Raw genomic sequence first — 20360 nt, forward strand, 5'->3', positions numbered from 1 at the left:
ACTCGGTCGCTCATTTGCGACTTCCTTATGTTAACATCTTCATTTTTCGATGTCAACTAAGTTTTTCAATTTCTTTTTTGTCGTTTTCTGCGTTTCTGCATCAGCGACGTTTATTAATTTATCATATACTTACTCTTAACGTCAATACTTTTTAATAAAAAATTCTTTTTCTTACATAACGAATACATTCTTCCCTATTAGCAACTCTCCGAAATAAACAAAAAATGATTTTATACCTTTCTTCCATCGCCTTTTTTACAATCCTATGTATACGCTCATCTTCAAAATCAAATAAAAGTTCCTCTAGTTCTCTCTTCAGTATGTATTCCATTTCTTTTTTCTCTTCCTTCGTCAACATAATCCCAAGCAAATTATCACCCCAATAACTCCTTACGTGTACCGATAAACACCGCACTCATTTTCAATTATCAATAATGTATCATCAAAAAACAAAATTCTATCACTCATTATATCCACCACTTACGATGTTAATCCCTTGTTCTCTTTTTTAAATTTAAAGCATATATGTAACTGAAAAGGATTGGACAAAGGGGCGTAATATTATGTTTTTCTTTTTTATTACGAGTAAAAGGACATTTAAACACATTAGCTTAATAGTCGTACTTTCCTTATTTACAGCATGGCTACTCTTTTTAAAAACATATTCACATGAATCTGCTTTTTCAACTGCTACCGGCCCTAAAGTGATTTACAAAGGGGACACTGCAAAAAAACAAGTTGCATTCACGTTTGACATTAGTTGGGGAGACCAAAAAGCTATTCCAATCCTTAATACACTCAAAGAAAGAGAAATTAAGAATGCAACCTTCTTTCTCTCTGCTGCATGGGCTGAAAGACACCCTGATATTGTCGAACGCATCATGAAAGATGGACATGAGATTGGTAGTATGGGTTATAATTACACGTCCTACACTTCACTAGAAGCAAATGAAATACGACGAGATCTTTTACGGGCACAAGATGTTTTTACAAAACTTGGCGTAAAACAAGTCAAGCTATTACGTCCACCTAGTGGCGACTTTAACAAAACGACTCTTAAAATAGCGGAATCACTCGGATACACCATCGTTCATTGGAGTAACAATTCAAATGACTGGAAAAATCCCGGCGTAAATAAAATCGTTTCCACCGTCTCTAGCAATTTAAAGGGTGGAGATATTGTCTTATTACATGCTTCTGATTCTGCCCTTCAAACAAATAAGGCTTTACCATTACTCTTACAAAAATTAAAGAGCGACGGATATGAACAAACATCTGTATCACAACTTATTTCCAACACAAGTACAAAAAGCGAAGATATTAAGTAATTCCTTTCCACACGGTTCTTCACACATAAAAAGCTCTGCTATCTTTCGTTAAGATAGCAGAGCTTTTTTTATCCTAGTGTTTACAGACGATAAGAATCTGGTTAATTAAAAACCCATTCTCTTCTCATTAAACTGACTTACTCTTTTGTCCAATTAAACGATGCAATACAAGTAACTGATATGTATTACATAATAGAAGTGGTATCACCATTAAATATAACCAATCTGTATCATTAATCCGGAGCGCTGGTACCCATTCAAGAATTGTTACAACAACCATAAAGAACAAAGCGGGAACAAATGCTTTTTTATTCGTTTCTTTACTCTTTATGTAAGCGACAATTGCCCCAAACACAAATAACATCCCAGCAACAAGTATGTTATTCCCTAACGAAACTTCCCCATTTGCAATAAGTACTGACCTTAAATAAACGAAATCAAACAATACGAACGCAATAAAGAACAGTTGCACTGCATTCCATAAAGAAGATGACCGAAACATCCCTAACCCAAAACGATGAATCGTTAAATATGCAAAGAACCCCATTTGACTTATAACACTAAAAATAAATCCTACGCCCATCAACCAAAAAGAAACTGCTAGAATCTCCTTTCCGTCAAAATTTTGAAAAAATTCAACGTACTTGTCCCACTCTAAAACAAAACCAATAAAGACTGTGCTAATCCCACCAAGAAACAACGTCGTAAAAAATAGTCGTACCCACTTGCGGCTATTCACAACACATCCCCCATTATTCTTATATTTCTAATTGAATTGTATCAATGACAATTTCAAAAAGCTAGCCATGTTAATGTATAAATTCCTTAAAGAGATTTATATTAAAAAAAGAGAACTTTGCTGAAAGGAGCTCCAACTTATGAAACGGATGCTGCTCGTTTTGATTTCTTCTTTTCTATTTATAGCACTAGTGGCATGTGCACAAGAAAAAGAAGCAAAATCCGAACTTGATTATGATCAAACAAAAAAAATGATTGTTGATATTTTAAAAACCGACCAAGGAAAAAAGGCGATCCAAGATGTATTAACTGATGAAAAAATGAAACAAGCCCTCATACTAGATGAAACAGTAGTAAAGAAAACGATTGAAGATGCGATGGTATCTGAAAAAGGGCAACAATTCTGGGAAAAGCTCTTTAAAGACCCTGAGTTCTCATCGAAATTTGCTAAAAGTATGGGAAAAGAACAAACGAACTTAATGAAAACTTTACTAAAAGATCCTGAATACCAATCAGGTGTTATAGAGATTATGAAAAATCCTGAAGTAGAGAAAATTATGTTACAAACAATGAAGAGTAAAGAATATCGTCAATATTTACAGCAAGTACTAACCGAAACTGCCGAAAGTCCACTCTTCCAAGCTAAGATGATTGACATCATTAGTAAAGGTGTACAAAAAGCCGAAAAAGGTGGGTCTGATAAGAAAGGCGCAGGTGGTGAAGGCGGTTCTCAAGATGGGAACAAAGAACAACAATAAAAATTATAGTAATGAGTGGACAATATATACATTGTCCACTCATTACTACTTTATTTTTGTGTAACAGCTGTTTTATCAATAACTGTCTCAGCTATCTTACGATAAATAAGACCCGTTGTATGTGTATCTTCATATACTGATGGCGCAAAGTCCTCTTTATTCCAATCAGGTTGTTGAAGTGGAATTCGGCCAAGTACATCCGTTTGGAGTTCCGTAGCTAGTTTATCTCCTCCACCTCTTCCAAACACATACTCTTTTTCACCAGTTGCTTTACTTTCAAAATACGCCATATTTTCAACAACACCAAGAATACTATGTTCTGTACGTAAAGCCATGGCTCCAGCGCGTGCTGCTACAAATGCCGCTGTTGGATGCGGCGTTGTTACAATAATCTCTTTACAAGCCGGCAACATCGAATGCACATCTAAAGCAACATCACCCGTACCTGGTGGTAGATCCAATACTAAGTAATCTAAATCACCCCATTCTACTTCTGTGAAAAAGTGATTTAACATTTTCCCAAGCATCGGTCCTCTCCAAATAACAGGTGCGTTATCTTCTACAAAGAATCCCATTGAGATTACTTTCACACCTAGACGCTCCACTGGTATTATCTTATCACCTCTTACAATTGGGCGTTTTTCTATACCCATCATATCCGGTACACTAAAACCATAAATATCCGCATCAATGATACCAACCTTTTTTCCTAAACGAGCTAAAGCAATTGCAAGGTTAACTGAAACAGTCGATTTCCCTACTCCACCTTTTCCACTTGCTACTGCTAAAAATGTTGTATTTGAGTTCGGTGATAATAAGGATTCACTTTTCTCTTCCTCTTGCGTTGGTGCAAACTGAGCTAATTCCTCTTCTGTAAATTCTGCAAAACGAAGTCCAACTGTTGTTGCTCCAAGTTCTTTTACTAACTTTACAATTCCAGACTGCAACTGCATTTGTTCCGCTGTACCTGTCTTTACAATTGCAATTTTAACACTTACATGTTCCTTCTCAGGCTTGACTGTTACCTCTTTAATTGCATTTGTTTCTTTTAACGTTTTATGTATAAACGGATCTACAATCCCTTCCAATGCTTCCACTACCTGCTCTTTTGTTACCATAATTAGCCCAGCCCCCTGTATGAAAAATAACGTAATGTTAATTAAATTTATCTCTCTTTATTTTTGAAATAAATGCGTTTACATTTCCAGTATAACATATTTTCGGAAAACTTCGTTAACGAGAGAAACTCGAAAAATCCTCCTTATTCTGGAGGATTTCCTTTTTCCGTAAAATAACGTAATATACCACGATATATTGCAGCCGCTACTTTTTGCTGGTATTTCTCCGAATTTAACATATATCTTTCATTCACATTCGATAAAAAGCCAGCCTCAATTAAAGCACCTGGTTTTTTGGCATACTTCAATAAATACACGTGAGGAATTGTTTTAGCAGAACGATTCGTATTTTCTAAGCTTGTTCTCAATTCAGCTTGTATAAATTTCGCAGCCCGTTCATTTTCAATCGAAGAACGATAATAGAACGTTTGTGCGCCCCTAGATCCACTACTAGTTAGGGCATTTAAATGAATACTAGCAAAAAAGTCTACATCAGGCTTATTAATGATCTCCACACGCTTTTTTAAATCCTCTGCTTTACGTCTACTATATGACTTTGTATCTTTATTAGCTAAATCATAATCTCCTTCACGCGTTAAAATGACTAAAGCACCTTGTTCTTGTAAATAATCTTGTACCTTTTTTGTAATCTCAAGCGTAATATCTTTTTCTACAATATCCTTTCCACCAACAGCCCCTCCGTCTGGACCACCATGCCCAGCATCTAGTACAATCACTTTCCCTGATAAGGGTAAATTCCAAGCTCGCCACGATTTTGTAATTTGAAATTCTTGTTTAACTAAAAAAAACAAAACAACCGCAGCGAGCGCAAAAGAGATAATTCGAATTCTCTTCATACCTTTCCTCCTCCAGCTAGTCCCTCTAATTACTTATATGGGACAAGAGGAAAGTTTATGCTTGTCTTAGTGTAGCTTTAATCGATATCTTCTTTCGCCTTTTTCATATCCTTCCTGCCACCACAAGCCGATAAACTGCTGGCAAGATTCAAAAAGCAATTCCTCGTCTTGCAACTTAATTTCACGTATAGTCATACTCGTTAAAAATTGAAATAACGTTTCAGTTAATTGTTGTTCTTCTTCTAAAGCCCTATATTTCACATCAAAGAATGATTCACCATGATAACCAAATTTACTGTATCTCGCTCCTAATAAATAAGATTCTATCCCTAGTTCAATACAATAATCTTCATACTGACGATGAAGTTCTTGCATCTGAAAGGCATCACGAATATTTGAACGCAATGTTTTTAATGATAATTCTCGCAGCATCTTCCGCTCGTATTTTAACTGCTTTTCTTTTTGTTTTTCTTGTAAGCTGACAATGACATTCATAGTACTTATAAACCTCCCTAATACGTATTAGTCTAAACTTCTAAAGAAGAAGCATACGCAGGACGGTAGCACTAAAATATTCCAAGCCACAAAAATTACAAAAGAAGAATTAAACATAAAAAAACCCCAACCAAAATGGTTGGGGTTTGAAGTTCACAAAAATTAACGTTTTGAGAACTGAGGTGCACGACGTGCGCCTTTAAGACCGTATTTTTTACGCTCTTTCATACGTGCGTCACGAGTTAATAGACCTGCACGTTTTAATGTTAGACGGTATTCTGGATCAGCTTTTAATAAAGCGCGAGAAATACCGTGACGAATAGCACCAGCTTGACCAGTGTATCCACCACCATTTACGTTTACAAGTACATTGTAGTTACCTAAAGTTTCTGTTGCAACTAGAGGTTGTTTCACTACTTCACGTAATGCAGCAAATGGGATATAGTTTTCAAAATCACGACCGTTAATAATAACGCGTCCTTCGCCTGGAACTAGGCGTACGCGCGCTACTGAACTCTTACGACGTCCAGTGCCATAGTATTGAACCTGTGCCAAAGTAAGCCCTCCTTTAATTAATTATCCGCGAAGTTCGTAAACTTCTGGTTGTTGTGCTTGGTGTGGATGCTCTGCTCCAGCATACACGTTTAATTTCTTAGACACTTGACGTCCTAAACGTCCTTTTGGAAGCATGCCTTTAATTGCAAGCTCTAACATTTGTACAGGGTAGTTTGTACGCATTTCTAGAGCTGTTCTTTGCTTAAGTCCACCTGGGTGGTTAGTGTGACGGTAGTAAATTTTATCGTTTAATTTATTACCTGTTAAATGAATTTTCTCAGCGTTAATAATAATTACATGATCACCCGTGTCAACGTGTGGTGTAAATGTAGGTTTGTGTTTACCACGTAAAATGGATGCTACTTCAGTAGATAGGCGACCTAAAGTTTGACCTTCAGCATCAACCACATACCATTTACGCTCAACTTCGTTAGCTTTTGCCATAAAAGTCGTACGCATGTGTTTCCCTCCTCGTTATCTTTTCCATAGAAAAAATCTATTGTTTATCTTAAACACGATTTCCTTCCGGGGCTAATCGTGGTTTTAGAAACAATACCATATGTTATGATATACTTTTGAGTTTCTAATGTCAAGCAAATGTTACACCAGGATTAGTTGTTATAGTTTACCTGCCATAAGTAAAGTCCATGACCTGGAGCCATCTTTCCAGCAAACTGGCGATTTTGTTTCGCTAAAATCTCTGGAATACTATCAGGATCAAGCTTTCCTTGGCCTACGCTAAGTAACGTACCAACAATAATTCTGACCATATTATATAAAAATCCATTACCTACAAAGCGAAAAATTAATTCATCGTCTTGCTCAATTAATTCGATTTCATAAATTGTTCGCACTTTATCTTTTTTGTCAGTTTTTGCCGAACAAAAAGAAGTAAAGTCATGCGTTCCAATAAAATAAGGAATCGCTTTTCTTATAGAGTTTATTTCGAGCGGATATGGATATTGATATACGTAATTTCTACGGAATACATCCGCAGTCTTTGATAATAATACACGATAGCGATATTCTTTTTTCTCGACACCGTAACGTGCATGAAATTCTTCTGTTTTCTTCTCTACCTGCCTGATAATAATATCATCCGGCAACATTGTATTTAAAGCATTACTCCATTGCCACTCTTCAAGAGACAAAGGTGTATCAAAGTGTATCACTTGTCCTTTGGCGTGAACGGTAGAATCCGTTCTGCCTGATGCCTGCACACGAACAAGTTCTCCTTTATGCAACTTCTGCAATGCTTTCTCTATTTCTTGTTGAACAGTACGATGCTGTGGTTGAATTTGGTAACCACAAAAATGAATGCCATCATATGCAACTGTACATTTTATTCTTTCCATTTCTCTATTCTCCATTACGACCGCACCCATGCCAAAATACAAGCTAAACAAAGTAAGCTTACAATTGTTACTGTATCACTTATTTTCCAGCGTAGTTGCCTAAATTTAGTACGTCCTTCGCCACTTTTATATCCACGAGATTCCATCGCAATCGCTAAGTCCTCTGCACGCTTAAAAGCACTGATAAATAGTGGAACGAGTAGTGAGATAATAGCTTTCATCCTATCTTTTATCGGTCCTCCAGCAAAATCAATACCACGTGACGCCTGCGCTTTCATAATTTTACTCGTTTCATCCATTAATGTGGGGATAAATCGAAGAGAAATTGACATCATTAATGCGATTTCATGAACAGGAACTTTCATACGCTTCAACGGCTTTAATAACGTCTCTAAACCATCTGTAATCTCAATTGGTGTCGTTGTTAACGTTAATAATGTCGTCATTAAAATAATAACGAAAAATCGTATAGAAATGTAGATCCCTTGCTCTAATCCTTTTTCATGTATCGAAAACCAACCAAGCTGGAATAGTACTTCCCCTTCTTTATTTGTAAAAATATGCAGGAAAAATGTAAAAAGAAAAATCCATAAAATTGGTTTTAAGCCCGAAAGTACATAACGAATCGGCACTTTTGCAAAAAATAAAGCAATGAGTGCATATAAAAATAAAAATCCATATGAAATCGCATTATTTGCTAAGAAAACAACAAATACATATAAAAAGACAATCAACAGCTTCGTACGAGGATCAAGTTGATGAATGAGTGACTGACCTGGAATGTATCTCCCAATAATCAACTGCTGCATGATTCATGACCACCTTTTCGTAACACCTGCACAACTTCATGAGTAAGATCCTCTAAAGATAAGGTAGCCTTCGAAATTGAAATACCAAACTTCTCTTCAATTGCACGTTTATACTTTAAAGACATTGGAAGATCCACACCGATTTGTTCTAATTCATCAGCATGTGAAAATACTTCCTCTGCTCTTCCTTGCAAAAAGACCGTTCCTTTATGCATGACCACTATTTGATCTGCATACTTAGCAGCATCCTCCATATTATGGGTAACAAGAATGACTGTAAGCCCCTGCTCCTTATGCAAATTGTAAAACATCTCCATGAGCTCGTGCTGTCCTTTCGGATCAAGCCCTGCTGTAGGTTCATCTAATACAAGCACTTCGGGTTCCATCGCAAGTACACCTGCGATTGCAACACGCCTCATTTGCCCACCGCTTAATTCAAACGGAGAACGTGCTAATAACTCTATGTCCAATCCAACAAGCTGGATTGCATCTTTCGCCTTTTGTTTCGCCTCTTCTTCAGATACACCAAAATTAGTAGGCCCAAAACAAATGTCCTTTTCAACTGTTTCTTCAAATAGTTGATGTTCTGGAAACTGAAAGACAACCCCTACTTTTTTTCGTAGCGGCTTAAGTTTCTTCTCTTTCTTCCCTGCTGAAATTAAATGTTCACCAATTTGAACCGTACCATTTGTCGGCTGCAATAAACCATTTAAATGTTGAATCATCGTCGACTTACCTGAACCAGTATGACCGATAATGGCATAATAGCCCCCACTTGGAAACGACACGTCTACATCATAAAGTGCGCGTCTTTCAAATGGAGTTTTATATTGATAACGATGTTCTACTTTTTGGAATGTAATCTCCAAAGTTCGTTCACCAAGCTTTCCATTGTAAGATGCGTATTTTGCAAGTGAATTTCATTTCTTTTTAATAATTCTGCTATTTTCACCGAAAAAGGTACATCTAATCCAATCTCTTGGAGCATATGAGAGGATTTGAAAATTTTCTCTGGAATACCTTCCTCTAATATTTCTCCCTTGTTCAAAATAATAATACGGTCTGACTGTGCCGCTTCTTCTAAATCGTGCGTAATCGATAACACCGTAATACCCTTTTGATTAACAAGTTGTCTGACCGTTTCTACTACTTCACGTCTCCCCTGAGGGTCTAACATTGAAGTTGCTTCATCTAGTATTAAAATAGATGGCTGAAGTGCTAGAACACCTGCTATTGCGACTCGCTGCTTTTGTCCACCAGATAACGAATGGGGTTCTTCATTTAAAAAATCTTCCATACGGACAAGTTGCAGAGCTTGTTCTAGTCTTTCTATCATCTGCTCCCTTGGCATTCCGATGTTCTCTAGGCCGAATACAACGTCATCTTGTACTGTCGTTCCAACAAATTGATTATCTGGATTTTGAAATACCATCCCAATTTGCTTTCGAACATCCCATACTGTTTCCTCTGATAAAATCATTGTATCATTTAAAGTAATTGTCCCTGATTCCGGTAAAAATAAGCCATTCAATAATTTTGCAAGTGTAGACTTCCCTGAACCATTTTGTCCAATAACAGATACCCATTCTCCTTCATATAAGGAAAACGAAACATCTTTTAATGCATAAGAGGCTGCCCCAGGATATTGAAATGATATATTTTCTGTCCGAAGTTTCTCTTTTTTCAATACAAGGCACCCTTTCTTCCGCCAAGTTAGCCTATTTTTTTATACTTAAAAAAAAAGGGCCATGACCAGTTACTTGAAAAGAACTGTCCTGCCCTTTTAATCATCATTATACTAACTCGATAATTACCATTGGTGCTGCGTCTCCGCGACGTGGACCAATTTTTGCAATACGAGTGTATCCGCCTTGGCGCTCAGCATAGCGTGGAGCTACATCAGCGAATAATTTTTGAAGTGCATCTTGACCAGTCTCAGCGTTAGCAACCTCATTACGGATGAAAGCTGCTGCTTGACGACGAGCATGAAGATCTCCGCGTTTACCTAAAGTGATCATTTTTTCCACTACAGAACGAAGTTCTTTTGCACGAGTTTCTGTCGTTTGGATGCGCTCGTTGATAATTAAATCAGTAGCTAAATCACGTAACATAGCTTTACGTTGCGCACTTGTACGGCCTAATTTTCTGTATGCCATTCGTAGTTCCCTCCTTTGTTGATGGGTTTAAATCCTCAGTCGTCTTTACGTAAACCTAAACCTAATTCCTCAAGTTTATGTTTAACTTCTTCTAGGGATTTACGTCCTAAGTTACGAACTTTCATCATATCTTCTTCTGTTTTGTTCGCAAGCTCTTGTACAGTATTAATTCCTGCACGTTTTAGGCAATTATAAGAACGAACAGAAAGATCTAGTTCTTCGATAGTCATCTCAAGAACTTTTTCTTTTTGATCTTCTTCCTTCTCGACCATAATCTCAGCATTTTGTGCTTCGTCAGTTAAACCAACAAAGATATTTAAATGCTCAGTTAAGATTTTGGCACCTAAAGAGATAGCTTCTTTTGGCCCGATGCTTCCATCCGTCCATACATCAAGCGTAAGCTTATCATAATTAGCCACTTGTCCGACACGTGTCTTTTCCACTTGGTAAGTCACACGTGATACTGGAGTATAAATAGAATCAATAGGAATTACTCCTATTGGTTGATCTTCGCTTTTATTTGCAACAGCTGGCGTATACCCACGGCCACGCTTTGCAGTTAAACGCATGCGGAAATGCGCATTTTTTGCTAACGTTGCAATGTGTAAATCTGGATTTAAGATTTCAACATCACTATCGTGAGTAATATCAGCAGCTGTGACAATACCTTCGCCCTGTACATCGATTTCCAACGTCTTCTCTTCTTCAGAGTAGATTTTAAGAGCTAACTTTTTCAAGTTTAAGATCATCGTAGTAACATCCTCTACTACGCCCTCTACTGTTGAAAATTCGTGTAAAACGCCATCGATTTGGATAGCAGTTACAGCGGCACCAGGGAGTGAGGATAAAAGAATACGACGTAAGGAGTTACCCAAAGTAGTACCATATCCACGCTCAAGCGGTTCAATCACGAATTTGCCATACTTAGCATCTTCGTTAAGTTCAACCGTTTCGATTTTCGGTTTTTCGATTTCAATCATTAACTAAACCCTCCTTCAAAACGTCGAAACCCCGGTTAAACAAAGGAAGAACCTCTGTTTAACCGAAAGTCCCCCTTAGGCAGTTCCCGATTGTGCACAACAAGCGATGTTTCTGTACGAAATTTCTCGATAATGCATCATATCCATTATAGACAAAAGGGAAAATTCTATACAGAAAAATTACACACGACGACGTTTTGGTGGACGACATCCATTATGAGGAACTGGAGTAACATCTCTAATTGCTGTTACTTCTAGACCTGCCGCTTGAAGAGCACGAATTGCAGCTTCACGACCAGCACCAGGACCTTTAACAGTAACCTCTAAAGTTTTTAAACCATGCTCCATTGCAACTTTAGAAGCAGCTTCAGCAGCCATTTGCGCAGCGAATGGAGTAGATTTACGAGATCCACGGAAACCAAGTGCACCAGCACTAGACCAAGAAAGTGCGTTACCGTGAGTATCTGTAAGTGTTACGATTGTGTTGTTGAAAGTAGAACGAATATGAGCTATACCAGCTTCAATATTCTTTTTCACACGTTTTTTACGAGTGTTTGTTTTACGTGCCATTGTTAGTTCAACCTCCTTTACTTATTATTTCTTTTTATTTGCTACTGTACGACGTGGACCTTTACGTGTACGAGCATTGTTTTTAGAGTTTTGACCACGAACTGGTAAACCACGACGGTGACGAAGACCACGGTAAGAACCGATCTCCATTAGACGTTTAATGTTAAGAGATACTTCACGACGAAGGTCTCCCTCAACTTTAATACGATCGATGATATCACGGATACGTCCTAATTCATCTTCCGATAAATCACGAACTCGTGCTTCCGAAGAAATACCAGCTTCTGTAAGAATTTTTTCAGCAGTTGGGCGACCAATGCCGAATACGTAAGTTAAAGAAATAACAACGCGCTTGTCACGAGGAATATCTACACCTGCGATACGTGCCATTATGAATGCACCTCCTTCTGATTAACCTTGTTTTTGTTTATGTTTAGGGTTTTCACAAATAACCATTACTTTTCCACGTCTACGAATAACTTTACATTTTTCGCAGATTGGTTTAACTGACGGTCTTACTTTCATGTCTCGAACCTCCTTAAAGATTACGGAGTGCTATATTATTTAAAACGGTACGTAATACGACCACGATTTAAATCGTACGGAGATAATTCTACCGTAACTTTGTCTCCTGGTAAAATACGAATGAAGTTCATACGGATTTTACCAGAAACGTGAGCCAATACGACATGCCCATTCTCTAATTCTACTTTGAACATAGCATTTGGCAACGTTTCAAGAACGGTACCTTCGACTTCAATTACATCATCTTTAGCCATTCAATAGTTCTCCCTTCTTCAAATCAGTAACATTTTACACTGCTCTGAAATCCCGGAGAGCCAGCTACTTATAAAGTGGTAAGGATTTCGTATCCTGCTTCTGTAAGAGCAATCGTGTGCTCAAAGTGGGCACACCATTTACCATCTACCGTTACCACTGTCCAGTCATCAGATAGTGTTTTTACATATCGTCTTCCTTGATTCACCATCGGCTCAACACAGATGACCATTCCCGGCTTTAATCTAGGGCCTCTATTTGGTGGACCATAGTGCGGGATTTGAGGGTCCTCATGTAAGTCTTGCCCGATTCCGTGACCAACATACTCCCTAACGATCGAGAATCCATTCTCTTCAGCATGGGTTTGAACCGCATGTGAGATATTTGATAATCTTTCGCCTGGTTTTACTTGTTCTAGACCAAGATACAACGATTTTTCTGTGACATCAAGTAACTTTTGAACAGATTCAGAAATGTTTCCAACTGGATATGTCCATGCAGAATCTCCATGGTACCCATTGTATTTCGCACCAATATCGATACTGATGATATCGCCCTCTTCGAGCTTACGCTTCCCTGGAATCCCGTGTACAAGCTCTTCATTTACAGAAGCACATATGCTCCCCGGAAATCCGTTATATCCTTTAAAAGATGGCGTAGCACCATATTTTCGAATCGTCTTTTCCGCTATTTGATTGAGCTCTTTCGTTGTAATTCCTGGAGTAATATGTTGTTTCAACTCTTGATGAGTTAAAGCAACGATCCTGCCAGCTTCTCGCATGATTTCTATCTCGCGAGGAGTTTTGCAGATGATCATTACGCTAAGCACCCGATGAGAACATCGATATCAGCAAATACTTTATTGATATCTTGCTCACCATTAATGCTTTCTAAGTAACCAAGCTCCCCGTAGAAATCAAGCAAAGGTTTTGTTTGCTTAATATTTACATCTAAACGATTTGCTACAGTTTCCTCGTTGTCATCAGAGCGTTGATATAATTCGCCACCACATTTATCGCACACATCAGCTTTTGCTGGCGGATTGAATTCTAAGTGGTAAGTCGCACCGCACTCTTTACAAATGCGACGACCTGTAAGGCGTGTTAATAACAACCCTGAATCCACATTAATGTTTAAAACATAATCGATTTTTTTGCCAAGATCTTTCATAATCTCTTCAAGAGCTGATGCTTGTGCAACAGTTCGTGGGAAACCATCTAATAAGAATCCTTTAATACAGTCTTCTTGACTTAAACGTTCACGAACAATTCCGATTGTAACTTCATCTGGAACAAGCGCACCTTTATCAATAAAAGATTTTGCTTGTAAACCAAGTTCAGTTTCAGCCTTCATAGCTGCACGGAACATATCTCCCGTTGAGATGTGAGGGATGTTATACTTGGCAACAATCTGTTCGGCTTGTGTACCTTTACCAGCACCAGGAAGCCCCATTAAAATTAAGTTCATCCTTGTTCCCCCTCAGTACATGAGCATGTAGGGAAGATAATTCTTCCCACTTACTCACTGCTTGATAAACCCTTTGTAATGGCGTTTTACTAATTGGCTTTCTAGCTGCTTCATTGTTTCTAAAGCAACGCCGACAACGATTAACATACTCGTTCCGCCAATCTGTGCAGATGGAGGAAGATTTCCCAATTTCGTAAAGATAACTGGTAAGATTGCAATCGCTGCTAGGAAAATTGATCCCACAAAGGTCAAACGATACAAGATTTTTGTTAGATATTGTTCTGTATTCTTACCCGGACGAATACCTGGAACATATCCACCTTGCTTGTTTAGATTCTCTGACATTTGCTCTGGATTAACCTGAACAAATGCATAGAAGTATGTGAAGGCCACAATGAGCGCAACATATATGATCATTCCCACTGGGTGAGAATAGTTAAAGTTTGCAATAATCCACTGCGATACATCATGTTTCGGGAAGAACTGTGCAATAGTTGGAGGCGTAATTAAGAATGAAACAGCAAAAATGACTGGAATAACACCCGCACTATTTACCTTAAGTGGTAAATGAGTGTTTTGTGCTCCAGCATGATTCCCATTCCCTCCTGTTACACGCTTCGCGTATTGAATTGGGATCTTTCTAACAGCCTGTTGAATGAAAATAACACCAACAATAACTGCTAGCACAGCTAGTAAAATCAATGCAACTTTAACGATACTCATGAACAATTGATCTCCGATATTTTGAAACTGTTGTTGATACACTTGAGATATAACACTTGGGATCGCTGCGGCAATACCACCAAAGATAAGAATGGAAATACCATTACCTACACCTTTAGATGTAATCTGTTCACCTAACCACATTAAAAATGCAGTACCAGCAGTCAGTACCGTAGCAATGTATAAATAAGTGCTCCAACCTGGATTCAAAATTAATTGCCCACCTACCATACCGTTAAAACCGATTGACATACCAAACCCCTGAATAAACGCAAGAACAATTGTAAAGTAACGCGTGAATTGCGTTAGTTTACGACGGCCCATTTCGCCTTGCTTCGACCATTCCGAAAATTTAGGAACAACATCCATCTGCAATAATTGCACGATGATGGATGCTGTAATATACGGCATGATTCCCATCGCGAAGATGGAGAAGTTCTTCAAGGCGCCACCGCCAAATGTATTTAGGATACCTAAGGCATTTAATTGATCTTGTGCTTTCAGTACGTCTCCATTTGTAAATGGCACTGGGATAAACGTGCCAATTCTGAATACGACTAACATCGCTAAAGTGAATAATATTTTACGTCTTATCTCAGCAACGCGCATAAAGTTGGAGATTGTACGAAACATTAGATCACCTCAACTGATCCGCCAGCTGCTTCAATTGCTTCTTTAGCACTTGAAGAGAACTTGTGCGCTTTAACAGTTAATTTTTTCTCTACTGCTCCGCTTGCAAGAATTTTAACACCGTCGTTTAATTTGCTGATAACGCCAGTTTCCAGCAATAATTCAGGTGTTACTTCTGTACCATCTTCAAAACGATTTAACGTTGATAAGTTTACAATAGTAAACTCTTTACGGTTAATGTTTGTGAAGCCGCGTTTTGGTAAACGACGGAATAGTGGAGTTTGACCACCTTCGAAGCCAAGACGAACACCGCCGCCAGAACGTGCGTTTTGTCCTTTATGACCTCTACCAGCAGTTTTACCGTTACCAGAACCGATACCACGACCGACACGGTTACGTACTTTACGAGAACCTTCTGCAGGTTTTAATTCATGAAGTTTCATTCCCAGGCACCTCCTTATATTAATGAGTTATCCTTAAGCTTCTTTTACAGTTATAAGGTGAGAAACTTTGTTGATCATACCAAGAATAGCAGGAGTTTCTTCCTTAACTACAGTTGAATTCAACTTTTTAAGACCTAAAGCTTCTACCGTCGCACGTTGATCTTGTGGACGACCAATTACACTACGAGTGAGGGTAATTTCTAACTTTTTCGCCATTTGTTTTCCCTCCTTAACCTAGTAGCTCTTCTACAGATTTACCGCGTAATTTTGCAACATCTTCAGCGCGCTTAAGTTCGCTTAATCCGTTCACAGTAGCGCGAATCATGTTGATTGGTGTGTTAGTACCAAGAGATTTCGAAAGAATATCTTGTACACCAGCTAATTCTAGTACCGCACGAACAGGTCCACCAGCAATAACACCAGTACCCTCAGCAGCAGGTTTTAAGAATACTTCACCAGCTCCAAAATGACCGTTGATTGTGTGTGGAATTGTTGTACCAACTAATGGTACTGCGATTAGGTTTTTCTTAGCGTCTTCGATAGCTTTACGGATTGCGTCTGGTACCTCTTGTGCTTTACCAGTACCGAATCCAACATGACCGTTTTTATCGCCAACTACAACTAGTGCAGCAAAGCGGAAACGACGACCACCCTTAACAACTTTCGCGACACGATTTATCGTAACTACACGTTCTTCAAGTTCTAATTTACTTGGGTCAATGCGTTGCATCAATTTTCCCTCCTTTGACCATTAAAATTGTAATCCAGCCTCACGAGCAGCTTCAGCTAGAGCTTTAACACGGCCATGGTATAAGTAACCACCGCGATCAAATACTACTTCTTTAACGCCTTTCTCTACAGCACGCTTAGCAACTGATTCTCCAACTTTCGTAGCAGCTTCAGTATTGCTAGTACCGTTAAGAGCAAGGTCTTTATCAAGAGTAGATGCACTTACTAATGTTACACCATTTACATCATCAATAACTTGAGCGTAAATATGTTGGTTAGAACGGTACACGTTTAAACGTGGACGTTCTGCAGTACCAGTAAGTTTAGCACGTACACGTGCATGTCTTTTCTTACGAGTCGCATTTTTAGCAGCTTTAGTGATCATTCTTGTCACTCCTTTCTTTCACCTAACGGGTTTACTTAGCAGTTTTACCTTCTTTACGACGAACAACTTCGCCTTCGTAACGAATACCTTTACCTTTATATGGTTCAGGAGCACGTACAGCACGGATGTTAGCAGCAAATTCGCCAACACGTTGCTTGTCGATACCTTTAATTACGATTTTAGTTGGTACAGGTACTTCAACTTCAAGTCCTGCTTCTGGAGTCATTTCTACTGGATGAGAATAACCTACGCTTAAAACAAGTTTATCACCTTGTTTTTGAGCACGGTAACCAACACCGACTAATTCAAGTCCGCGTGCAAAACCTGTAGTTACACCTTCAACCATGTTTCCGATTAAAGCACGAGTTGTACCGTGTAATGCACGGTGTTCCTTCTGTTCAGATGGACGCTCAACTGTTAGTGTATTTTCTTCAATTTTGATAGACATATCAGTTTTGAAAGTACGAGTTAATTCACCTTTAGGGCCTTTTACTGTTACAGTATTGTCTTCTGCAACTGTAATAGTAACACCTGCAGGGATTTCAAGAATCTTTTTACCAATACGAGACATGTGGTCACACCTCCGTTCGTTTTAAATATATATTACCAAACGTATGCTACTACTTCTCCACCAGTTTGTAATTGACGAGCGTCTTTGTCCGTCATTACTCCCTTAGATGTAGAAACAAGAGCGATACCTAATCCGTTAAGTACACGAGGTACTTCATCAGCTTTTGCGTAAACGCGTAAGCCAGGTTTACTGATACGTTTTAATCCAGTGATTACACGTTCATTGTTTGCACCATATTTCAGGAAAATACGAAGGATACCTTGTTTGTTATCCCCGATGTATTCTACATCACGAATGAAACCTTCACGTTTTAAAAGATCAGCGATCTCTTTTTTGATTTTAGAAGCAGGAACCTCTAATTTCTCATGACGTACCATGTTCGCATTACGGATGCGAGTAAGCATGTCTGCAATTGGATCTGTCATCACCATGTGTTTTACCTCCTTCCCATTTGTGGGTTTTACCAACTAGCTTTTTTAACACCAGGAATTTGACCTTTATATGCAAGTTCACGGAAACAAATACGGCAAAGCTTAAATTTGCGGTATACAGAATGCGGACGACCGCAGCGTTCGCAACGTGTATACTCTTGTACTTTAAACTTAGGAGTACGCTTTTGTTTCGCGATCATAGATTTTTTAGCCACGTTTTCGCCTCCTCTACTTAGCGTTGGCTTCCATTATTTTTGGAATGGCATACCGAATTGTGTTAAAAGTTCACGAGCTTCTTCATCAGTTTTCGCTGTAGTAACGATTACGATGTCCATACCTCGGACTTTACTTACTTTATCATAATCAATCTCAGGAAAAATTAGTTGCTCTTTAACACCTAATGTGTAGTTCCCACGACCATCAAATGATTTCTTAGAAACACCACGGAAATCACGTACACGTGGTAAAGAAACTGATACTAATTTGTCGAAGAACTCATACATTTGCTGACCGCGTAAAGTTACTTTCGCACCGATTGGCATACCTTCACGAAGACGGAAACCAGCGATTGATTTTTTAGCGCGAGTTACAACAGGTTTTTGACCTGCGATTTGAGTTAATTCTTCTACTGCATTGTCTAAAGCTTTTGAGTTAGATACCGCGTCACCAACACCAGTGTTGATTACGATCTTTTCGATTTTCGGTACTTCCATCACAGATTTATAGTTAAACTTGCTCATTAGAGCAGGAGTAATTTCCTTTTGGAACTTCTCTTTAAGGCGATTCAATGAAGTGACCTCCTTTCTTAAGAAAATTATTTATCTAATAATTCACCAGATTTTTTTGCAATACGCACTTTTTTACCATCTTCTACTTTGAAGCCTACGCGAGTAGGTTCGCCTGTTTTCGGATCTAATACCATAACATTAGAAACGTGAATAGGTGCTTCTTTCGTAATAATTCCACCTTGTGGATTTAATTGAGATGGCTTAGAGTGTTTTTTAACGATGTTAACACCCTCAACGATAACACGGTTTTGCTTTGGGAAAGCCACAAGGATAACACCTTGTTTTCCTTTGTCTTTACCAGTGATTACCTGAACTTTATCACCTTTTTTTACATGCATCTTAATTCTGCACCTCCTTAGCAAGGCAATACCTTAAATTATAGAACTTCTGGAGCTAAAGAAACGATCTTCATGAAGTTGCTATCACGTAATTCACGAGCTACTGGTCCGAAGATACGAGTACCACGTGGGCTCTTATCGTCTTTGATGATAACCGCTGCGTTTTCATCAAATTTAATGTAAGAACCGTCCGGACGACGAGCTCCGCTCTTCGTACGTACCACTACTGCCTTAACAACGTCACCTTTTTTAACAACGCCACCTGGTGTTGCTTGTTTTACCGTAGCAACGATAATATCACCAATATAAGCATATTTACGACCAGAGCCGCCTAATACTTTAATTGTTAAAAGTTCGCGGGCACCAGAGTTGTCAGCAACTTTCAAACGAGATTCTTGTTGGATCATGTTATGAAACCTCCCTTCGGACTAAAAATTCCGATTCGTCTATTTAGATAACAACCGCTTCTTCAACGATTTCAACTAAACGGAAACGCTTAGTAGCAGAAAGCGGGCGAGTTTCCATGATTTTAACGATATCGCCAAGTTTCGCTTGGTTTTGCTCATCATGGGCTTTATACTTTTTAGAATACTTAACACGTTTTCCGTACAAGGAATGAGTTTTGTAAGTTTCAACTAAAACTGTAATCGTTTTGTCCATTTTGTCAGAAACAACACGACCAGTATAAACTTTGCGTTGGTTACGTTCGCTCACTATGCAAACCTCCCCTCAATTTATCGATTAATTCCGATCTCTCTTTCACAAACTACAGTTTTCATACGAGCAATCGCTTTACGTACTTCACGGATGCGAGTTGGATTCTCTAATTGTCCTGTAGCAAGTTGGAAGCGAAGATTAAACAACTCTTCCTTTAAAGCTTTAACTTTTGTTTCGATTTCGGCAGTGGTTAATTCACGAATATCATTAGTTTTCATTAGATTCACCACCATTTACTTCACGTTTTACGAATTTACATTTCACTGGTAATTTGTGAGCTGCAAGACGTAATGCTTCGCGTGCTACCTCTTCAGATACACCCGCAATTTCAAACATAATTTTCCCAGGTTTTACTACTGCTACCCAGCCTTCTGGTGCCCCTTTACCGGAACCCATACGTACTTCTAGAGGTTTTGCAGTGTAAGGTTTAGAAGGGAAAATTTTAATCCATACTTTACCGCCACGTTTCATGTGACGAGTCATTGCACGACGAGCAGCTTCGATTTGACGGTTTGTAATCCATGAAGCAGCTAGTGCTTGTAAACCGAATTCACCAAAAGCGATTTCAGTTCCACCTTTTGCACGACCACGCATTTTACCACGATGCTCTCTACGATATTTTACGCGTTTAGGCATTAACAT

The 20360-nt window shown here is 38.6% G+C and carries 35 protein-coding genes; 2 read left to right on the forward strand and 33 right to left on the reverse strand.

Annotation, left to right across the window (positions count from 1 at the left end; all coding sequences use genetic code 11):
- Positions 1-151: 151 nt before the first annotated feature.
- Entirely contained in the window at positions 152-370 is a 219-nt protein-coding gene (locus JTF23_RS23070; RefSeq protein ID WP_204209843.1) for a hypothetical protein, read from the reverse strand.
- Between the two features lie 193 nt (positions 371-563).
- On the opposite strand from JTF23_RS23070, the gene pdaB reads away from it, so the two are divergent.
- Positions 564-1328 carry a polysaccharide deacetylase family sporulation protein PdaB gene (gene pdaB, locus JTF23_RS23075; RefSeq protein WP_002063440.1) on the forward strand — a complete coding sequence of 255 codons (765 nt, stop codon included), beginning with the start codon at positions 564-566 and terminating at the stop codon, positions 1326-1328.
- A 127-nt stretch (positions 1329-1455) separates the two neighbouring features.
- On the opposite strand, the gene kbaA is transcribed toward pdaB, so the two are convergent.
- Positions 1456-2067, reverse strand: a complete 612-nt coding sequence (gene kbaA, locus JTF23_RS23080) for a KinB signaling pathway activation protein KbaA (protein ID WP_204209844.1) — start codon at positions 2065-2067, stop codon at positions 1456-1458.
- 139 nt (positions 2068-2206) lie between these two features.
- Between kbaA and gerD the strand changes: the two genes are divergently transcribed.
- Positions 2207-2824 (forward strand): spore germination protein GerD, encoded by a 618-nt coding sequence (gerD, locus tag JTF23_RS23085; protein ID WP_078180865.1) that lies wholly within the window; start codon positions 2207-2209, stop codon positions 2822-2824.
- A gap of 50 nt (positions 2825-2874) precedes the next feature.
- Here the strand turns inward: gerD and JTF23_RS23090 are convergent, their stop codons facing one another.
- The 31 genes from JTF23_RS23090 to rplP all read right to left on the reverse strand — a co-directional run bounded on the left by JTF23_RS23090 (position 2875) and on the right by rplP (position 20360).
- On the reverse strand, positions 2875-3942 hold the full coding sequence (locus JTF23_RS23090) for an Mrp/NBP35 family ATP-binding protein (protein WP_204209845.1): 1068 nt from the start codon (positions 3940-3942) through the stop codon (positions 2875-2877).
- Positions 3943-4085: 143 nt separating this feature from the next.
- Positions 4086-4799, reverse strand: coding sequence for an N-acetylmuramoyl-L-alanine amidase CwlD (gene cwlD, locus JTF23_RS23095; RefSeq protein ID WP_078174991.1), 714 nt, complete (start codon positions 4797-4799; stop codon positions 4086-4088).
- Positions 4800-4865: 66 nt separating this feature from the next.
- Positions 4866-5294: a DUF2521 family protein gene (locus tag JTF23_RS23100; RefSeq protein WP_002113330.1), complete on the reverse strand. Its 429-nt coding sequence runs from the start codon at positions 5292-5294 to the stop codon at positions 4866-4868.
- Between the two features lie 162 nt (positions 5295-5456).
- Positions 5457-5849: a 30S ribosomal protein S9 gene (gene rpsI, locus JTF23_RS23105; protein WP_002009728.1), complete on the reverse strand. Its 393-nt coding sequence runs from the start codon at positions 5847-5849 to the stop codon at positions 5457-5459.
- A gap of 21 nt (positions 5850-5870) precedes the next feature.
- Entirely contained in the window at positions 5871-6308 is a 438-nt protein-coding gene (gene rplM / locus JTF23_RS23110; RefSeq protein ID WP_002029337.1) for a 50S ribosomal protein L13, read from the reverse strand.
- 152 nt (positions 6309-6460) lie between these two features.
- Positions 6461-7204: a tRNA pseudouridine(38-40) synthase TruA gene (gene truA, locus JTF23_RS23115; RefSeq protein ID WP_002124694.1), complete on the reverse strand. Its 744-nt coding sequence runs from the start codon at positions 7202-7204 to the stop codon at positions 6461-6463.
- Positions 7205-7218: 14 nt separating this feature from the next.
- A complete protein-coding gene (locus JTF23_RS23120) occupies positions 7219-8013 on the reverse strand; it encodes an energy-coupling factor transporter transmembrane component T family protein (protein WP_002091546.1) in 795 nt (264 codons plus the stop codon).
- Positions 8001-8882, reverse strand: a complete 882-nt coding sequence (locus JTF23_RS23125) for an energy-coupling factor ABC transporter ATP-binding protein (protein ID WP_002113327.1) — start codon at positions 8880-8882, stop codon at positions 8001-8003. Before JTF23_RS23125 ends, JTF23_RS23120 begins: the two co-directional genes overlap by 13 nt.
- Entirely contained in the window at positions 8858-9700 is an 843-nt protein-coding gene (locus JTF23_RS23130) for an energy-coupling factor ABC transporter ATP-binding protein (protein ID WP_204209846.1), read from the reverse strand. The genes JTF23_RS23125 and JTF23_RS23130 overlap by 25 nt, the downstream gene beginning before the upstream one ends.
- A gap of 106 nt (positions 9701-9806) precedes the next feature.
- Positions 9807-10169 carry a 50S ribosomal protein L17 gene (rplQ, locus tag JTF23_RS23135; RefSeq protein WP_000331490.1) on the reverse strand — a complete coding sequence of 121 codons (363 nt, stop codon included), beginning with the start codon at positions 10167-10169 and terminating at the stop codon, positions 9807-9809.
- Between the two features lie 35 nt (positions 10170-10204).
- Positions 10205-11149, reverse strand: a complete 945-nt coding sequence (locus tag JTF23_RS23140; RefSeq protein ID WP_002091540.1) for a DNA-directed RNA polymerase subunit alpha — start codon at positions 11147-11149, stop codon at positions 10205-10207.
- A 180-nt stretch (positions 11150-11329) separates the two neighbouring features.
- Positions 11330-11719: a 30S ribosomal protein S11 gene (gene rpsK, locus JTF23_RS23145; protein ID WP_002009745.1), complete on the reverse strand. Its 390-nt coding sequence runs from the start codon at positions 11717-11719 to the stop codon at positions 11330-11332.
- A 24-nt stretch (positions 11720-11743) separates the two neighbouring features.
- Positions 11744-12109 carry a 30S ribosomal protein S13 gene (gene rpsM / locus JTF23_RS23150; protein WP_002159602.1) on the reverse strand — a complete coding sequence of 122 codons (366 nt, stop codon included), beginning with the start codon at positions 12107-12109 and terminating at the stop codon, positions 11744-11746.
- Between the two features lie 21 nt (positions 12110-12130).
- Entirely contained in the window at positions 12131-12244 is a 114-nt protein-coding gene (gene rpmJ, locus JTF23_RS23155; RefSeq protein WP_000868344.1) for a 50S ribosomal protein L36, read from the reverse strand.
- A 35-nt stretch (positions 12245-12279) separates the two neighbouring features.
- Positions 12280-12498 (reverse strand): translation initiation factor IF-1, encoded by a 219-nt coding sequence (gene infA / locus JTF23_RS23160; protein ID WP_001029884.1) that lies wholly within the window; start codon positions 12496-12498, stop codon positions 12280-12282.
- Positions 12499-12566: 68 nt separating this feature from the next.
- Positions 12567-13313 carry a type I methionyl aminopeptidase gene (gene map / locus JTF23_RS23165; RefSeq protein WP_002091537.1) on the reverse strand — a complete coding sequence of 249 codons (747 nt, stop codon included), beginning with the start codon at positions 13311-13313 and terminating at the stop codon, positions 12567-12569.
- Positions 13313-13963: an adenylate kinase gene (locus JTF23_RS23170; protein WP_002091536.1), complete on the reverse strand. Its 651-nt coding sequence runs from the start codon at positions 13961-13963 to the stop codon at positions 13313-13315. Before JTF23_RS23170 ends, map begins: the two co-directional genes overlap by 1 nt.
- 54 nt (positions 13964-14017) lie before the next feature.
- Positions 14018-15319 carry a preprotein translocase subunit SecY gene (secY, locus tag JTF23_RS23175; RefSeq protein ID WP_002091534.1) on the reverse strand — a complete coding sequence of 434 codons (1302 nt, stop codon included), beginning with the start codon at positions 15317-15319 and terminating at the stop codon, positions 14018-14020.
- Positions 15319-15759, reverse strand: a complete 441-nt coding sequence (gene rplO, locus JTF23_RS23180) for a 50S ribosomal protein L15 (RefSeq protein WP_002009754.1) — start codon at positions 15757-15759, stop codon at positions 15319-15321. The genes secY and rplO overlap by 1 nt, the downstream gene beginning before the upstream one ends.
- Before the next feature lie 33 nt (positions 15760-15792).
- Entirely contained in the window at positions 15793-15975 is a 183-nt protein-coding gene (gene rpmD / locus JTF23_RS23185; RefSeq protein WP_001085231.1) for a 50S ribosomal protein L30, read from the reverse strand.
- A gap of 13 nt (positions 15976-15988) precedes the next feature.
- The gene (gene rpsE, locus JTF23_RS23190; protein ID WP_002063426.1) at positions 15989-16489 is read right to left on the reverse strand and encodes a 30S ribosomal protein S5; all 501 of its coding nucleotides are present in this window, start codon (positions 16487-16489) and stop codon (positions 15989-15991) included.
- 21 nt (positions 16490-16510) lie between these two features.
- Complete coding sequence (rplR, locus tag JTF23_RS23195; protein WP_002009761.1) at positions 16511-16873, reverse strand: 50S ribosomal protein L18; 363 nt, start codon at positions 16871-16873, stop codon at positions 16511-16513.
- Between the two features lie 31 nt (positions 16874-16904).
- Complete coding sequence (gene rplF, locus JTF23_RS23200) at positions 16905-17444, reverse strand: 50S ribosomal protein L6 (protein WP_002063425.1); 540 nt, start codon at positions 17442-17444, stop codon at positions 16905-16907.
- Between the two features lie 32 nt (positions 17445-17476).
- The gene (rpsH, locus tag JTF23_RS23205) at positions 17477-17875 is read right to left on the reverse strand and encodes a 30S ribosomal protein S8 (RefSeq protein WP_002091529.1); all 399 of its coding nucleotides are present in this window, start codon (positions 17873-17875) and stop codon (positions 17477-17479) included.
- A gap of 29 nt (positions 17876-17904) precedes the next feature.
- Positions 17905-18090 carry a 30S ribosomal protein S14 gene (gene rpsN, locus JTF23_RS23210; RefSeq protein ID WP_001085700.1) on the reverse strand — a complete coding sequence of 62 codons (186 nt, stop codon included), beginning with the start codon at positions 18088-18090 and terminating at the stop codon, positions 17905-17907.
- A gap of 33 nt (positions 18091-18123) precedes the next feature.
- Positions 18124-18663, reverse strand: coding sequence for a 50S ribosomal protein L5 (rplE, locus tag JTF23_RS23215; protein WP_002091528.1), 540 nt, complete (start codon positions 18661-18663; stop codon positions 18124-18126).
- Between the two features lie 26 nt (positions 18664-18689).
- Positions 18690-19001 (reverse strand): 50S ribosomal protein L24, encoded by a 312-nt coding sequence (rplX, locus tag JTF23_RS23220; RefSeq protein ID WP_000558201.1) that lies wholly within the window; start codon positions 18999-19001, stop codon positions 18690-18692.
- A 38-nt stretch (positions 19002-19039) separates the two neighbouring features.
- On the reverse strand, positions 19040-19408 hold the full coding sequence (gene rplN / locus JTF23_RS23225; RefSeq protein ID WP_002063420.1) for a 50S ribosomal protein L14: 369 nt from the start codon (positions 19406-19408) through the stop codon (positions 19040-19042).
- Positions 19409-19451: 43 nt separating this feature from the next.
- Positions 19452-19715: a 30S ribosomal protein S17 gene (gene rpsQ / locus JTF23_RS23230; RefSeq protein ID WP_002091526.1), complete on the reverse strand. Its 264-nt coding sequence runs from the start codon at positions 19713-19715 to the stop codon at positions 19452-19454.
- 20 nt (positions 19716-19735) lie between these two features.
- Positions 19736-19936, reverse strand: a complete 201-nt coding sequence (gene rpmC / locus JTF23_RS23235) for a 50S ribosomal protein L29 (RefSeq protein ID WP_002091523.1) — start codon at positions 19934-19936, stop codon at positions 19736-19738.
- Positions 19926-20360, reverse strand: coding sequence for a 50S ribosomal protein L16 (gene rplP, locus JTF23_RS23240; protein ID WP_002159603.1), 435 nt, complete (start codon positions 20358-20360; stop codon positions 19926-19928). Before rplP ends, rpmC begins: the two co-directional genes overlap by 11 nt.

It is taken from the genome of Bacillus sp. RIT 809, from assembly GCF_016892495.1.
Lineage (GTDB): Bacteria > Bacillota > Bacilli > Bacillales > Bacillaceae_G > Bacillus_A > Bacillus_A cereus_U.

Excerpts from the sequence above, each read along its gene's own strand:
- pdaB (WP_002063440.1), top strand. The coding sequence starts at position 564 with ATGTTTTTCTTTTTTATTACGAGTAAAAGGACATTTAAACACATTAGC.
- gerD (WP_078180865.1), top strand. The coding sequence starts at position 2,207 with ATGAAACGGATGCTGCTCGTTTTGATTTCTTCTTTTCTATTTATAGCA.
- JTF23_RS23090 (WP_204209845.1), bottom strand. The coding sequence starts at position 3,942 with ATGGTAACAAAAGAGCAGGTAGTGGAAGCATTGGAAGGGATTGTAGAT.
- cwlD (WP_078174991.1), bottom strand. The coding sequence starts at position 4,799 with ATGAAGAGAATTCGAATTATCTCTTTTGCGCTCGCTGCGGTTGTTTTG.
- JTF23_RS23100 (WP_002113330.1), bottom strand. The coding sequence starts at position 5,294 with ATGAATGTCATTGTCAGCTTACAAGAAAAACAAAAAGAAAAGCAGTTA.
- rplM (WP_002029337.1), bottom strand. The coding sequence starts at position 6,308 with ATGCGTACGACTTTTATGGCAAAAGCTAACGAAGTTGAGCGTAAATGG.
- truA (WP_002124694.1), bottom strand. The coding sequence starts at position 7,204 with ATGGAAAGAATAAAATGTACAGTTGCATATGATGGCATTCATTTTTGT.
- JTF23_RS23120 (WP_002091546.1), bottom strand. The coding sequence starts at position 8,013 with ATGCAGCAGTTGATTATTGGGAGATACATTCCAGGTCAGTCACTCATT.
- rplQ (WP_000331490.1), bottom strand. The coding sequence starts at position 10,169 with ATGGCATACAGAAAATTAGGCCGTACAAGTGCGCAACGTAAAGCTATG.
- JTF23_RS23140 (WP_002091540.1), bottom strand. The coding sequence starts at position 11,149 with ATGATTGAAATCGAAAAACCGAAAATCGAAACGGTTGAACTTAACGAA.
- rpsK (WP_002009745.1), bottom strand. The coding sequence starts at position 11,719 with ATGGCACGTAAAACAAACACTCGTAAAAAACGTGTGAAAAAGAATATT.
- rpsM (WP_002159602.1), bottom strand. The coding sequence starts at position 12,109 with ATGGCACGTATCGCAGGTGTAGATATTCCTCGTGACAAGCGCGTTGTT.
- rpmJ (WP_000868344.1), bottom strand. The coding sequence starts at position 12,244 with ATGAAAGTAAGACCGTCAGTTAAACCAATCTGCGAAAAATGTAAAGTT.
- infA (WP_001029884.1), bottom strand. The coding sequence starts at position 12,498 with ATGGCTAAAGATGATGTAATTGAAGTCGAAGGTACCGTTCTTGAAACG.
- map (WP_002091537.1), bottom strand. The coding sequence starts at position 13,313 with ATGATCATCTGCAAAACTCCTCGCGAGATAGAAATCATGCGAGAAGCT.
- JTF23_RS23170 (WP_002091536.1), bottom strand. The coding sequence starts at position 13,963 with ATGAACTTAATTTTAATGGGGCTTCCTGGTGCTGGTAAAGGTACACAA.
- secY (WP_002091534.1), bottom strand. The coding sequence starts at position 15,319 with ATGTTTCGTACAATCTCCAACTTTATGCGCGTTGCTGAGATAAGACGT.
- rplO (WP_002009754.1), bottom strand. The coding sequence starts at position 15,759 with ATGAAACTTCATGAATTAAAACCTGCAGAAGGTTCTCGTAAAGTACGT.
- rpmD (WP_001085231.1), bottom strand. The coding sequence starts at position 15,975 with ATGGCGAAAAAGTTAGAAATTACCCTCACTCGTAGTGTAATTGGTCGT.
- rpsE (WP_002063426.1), bottom strand. The coding sequence starts at position 16,489 with ATGCAACGCATTGACCCAAGTAAATTAGAACTTGAAGAACGTGTAGTT.
- rplR (WP_002009761.1), bottom strand. The coding sequence starts at position 16,873 with ATGATCACTAAAGCTGCTAAAAATGCGACTCGTAAGAAAAGACATGCA.
- rplF (WP_002063425.1), bottom strand. The coding sequence starts at position 17,444 with ATGTCTCGTATTGGTAAAAAGATTCTTGAAATCCCTGCAGGTGTTACT.
- rpsH (WP_002091529.1), bottom strand. The coding sequence starts at position 17,875 with ATGGTGATGACAGATCCAATTGCAGACATGCTTACTCGCATCCGTAAT.
- rplX (WP_000558201.1), bottom strand. The coding sequence starts at position 19,001 with ATGCATGTAAAAAAAGGTGATAAAGTTCAGGTAATCACTGGTAAAGAC.
- rplN (WP_002063420.1), bottom strand. The coding sequence starts at position 19,408 with ATGATCCAACAAGAATCTCGTTTGAAAGTTGCTGACAACTCTGGTGCC.
- rpmC (WP_002091523.1), bottom strand. The coding sequence starts at position 19,936 with ATGAAAACTAATGATATTCGTGAATTAACCACTGCCGAAATCGAAACA.
- rplP (WP_002159603.1), bottom strand. The coding sequence starts at position 20,360 with ATGTTAATGCCTAAACGCGTAAAATATCGTAGAGAGCATCGTGGTAAA.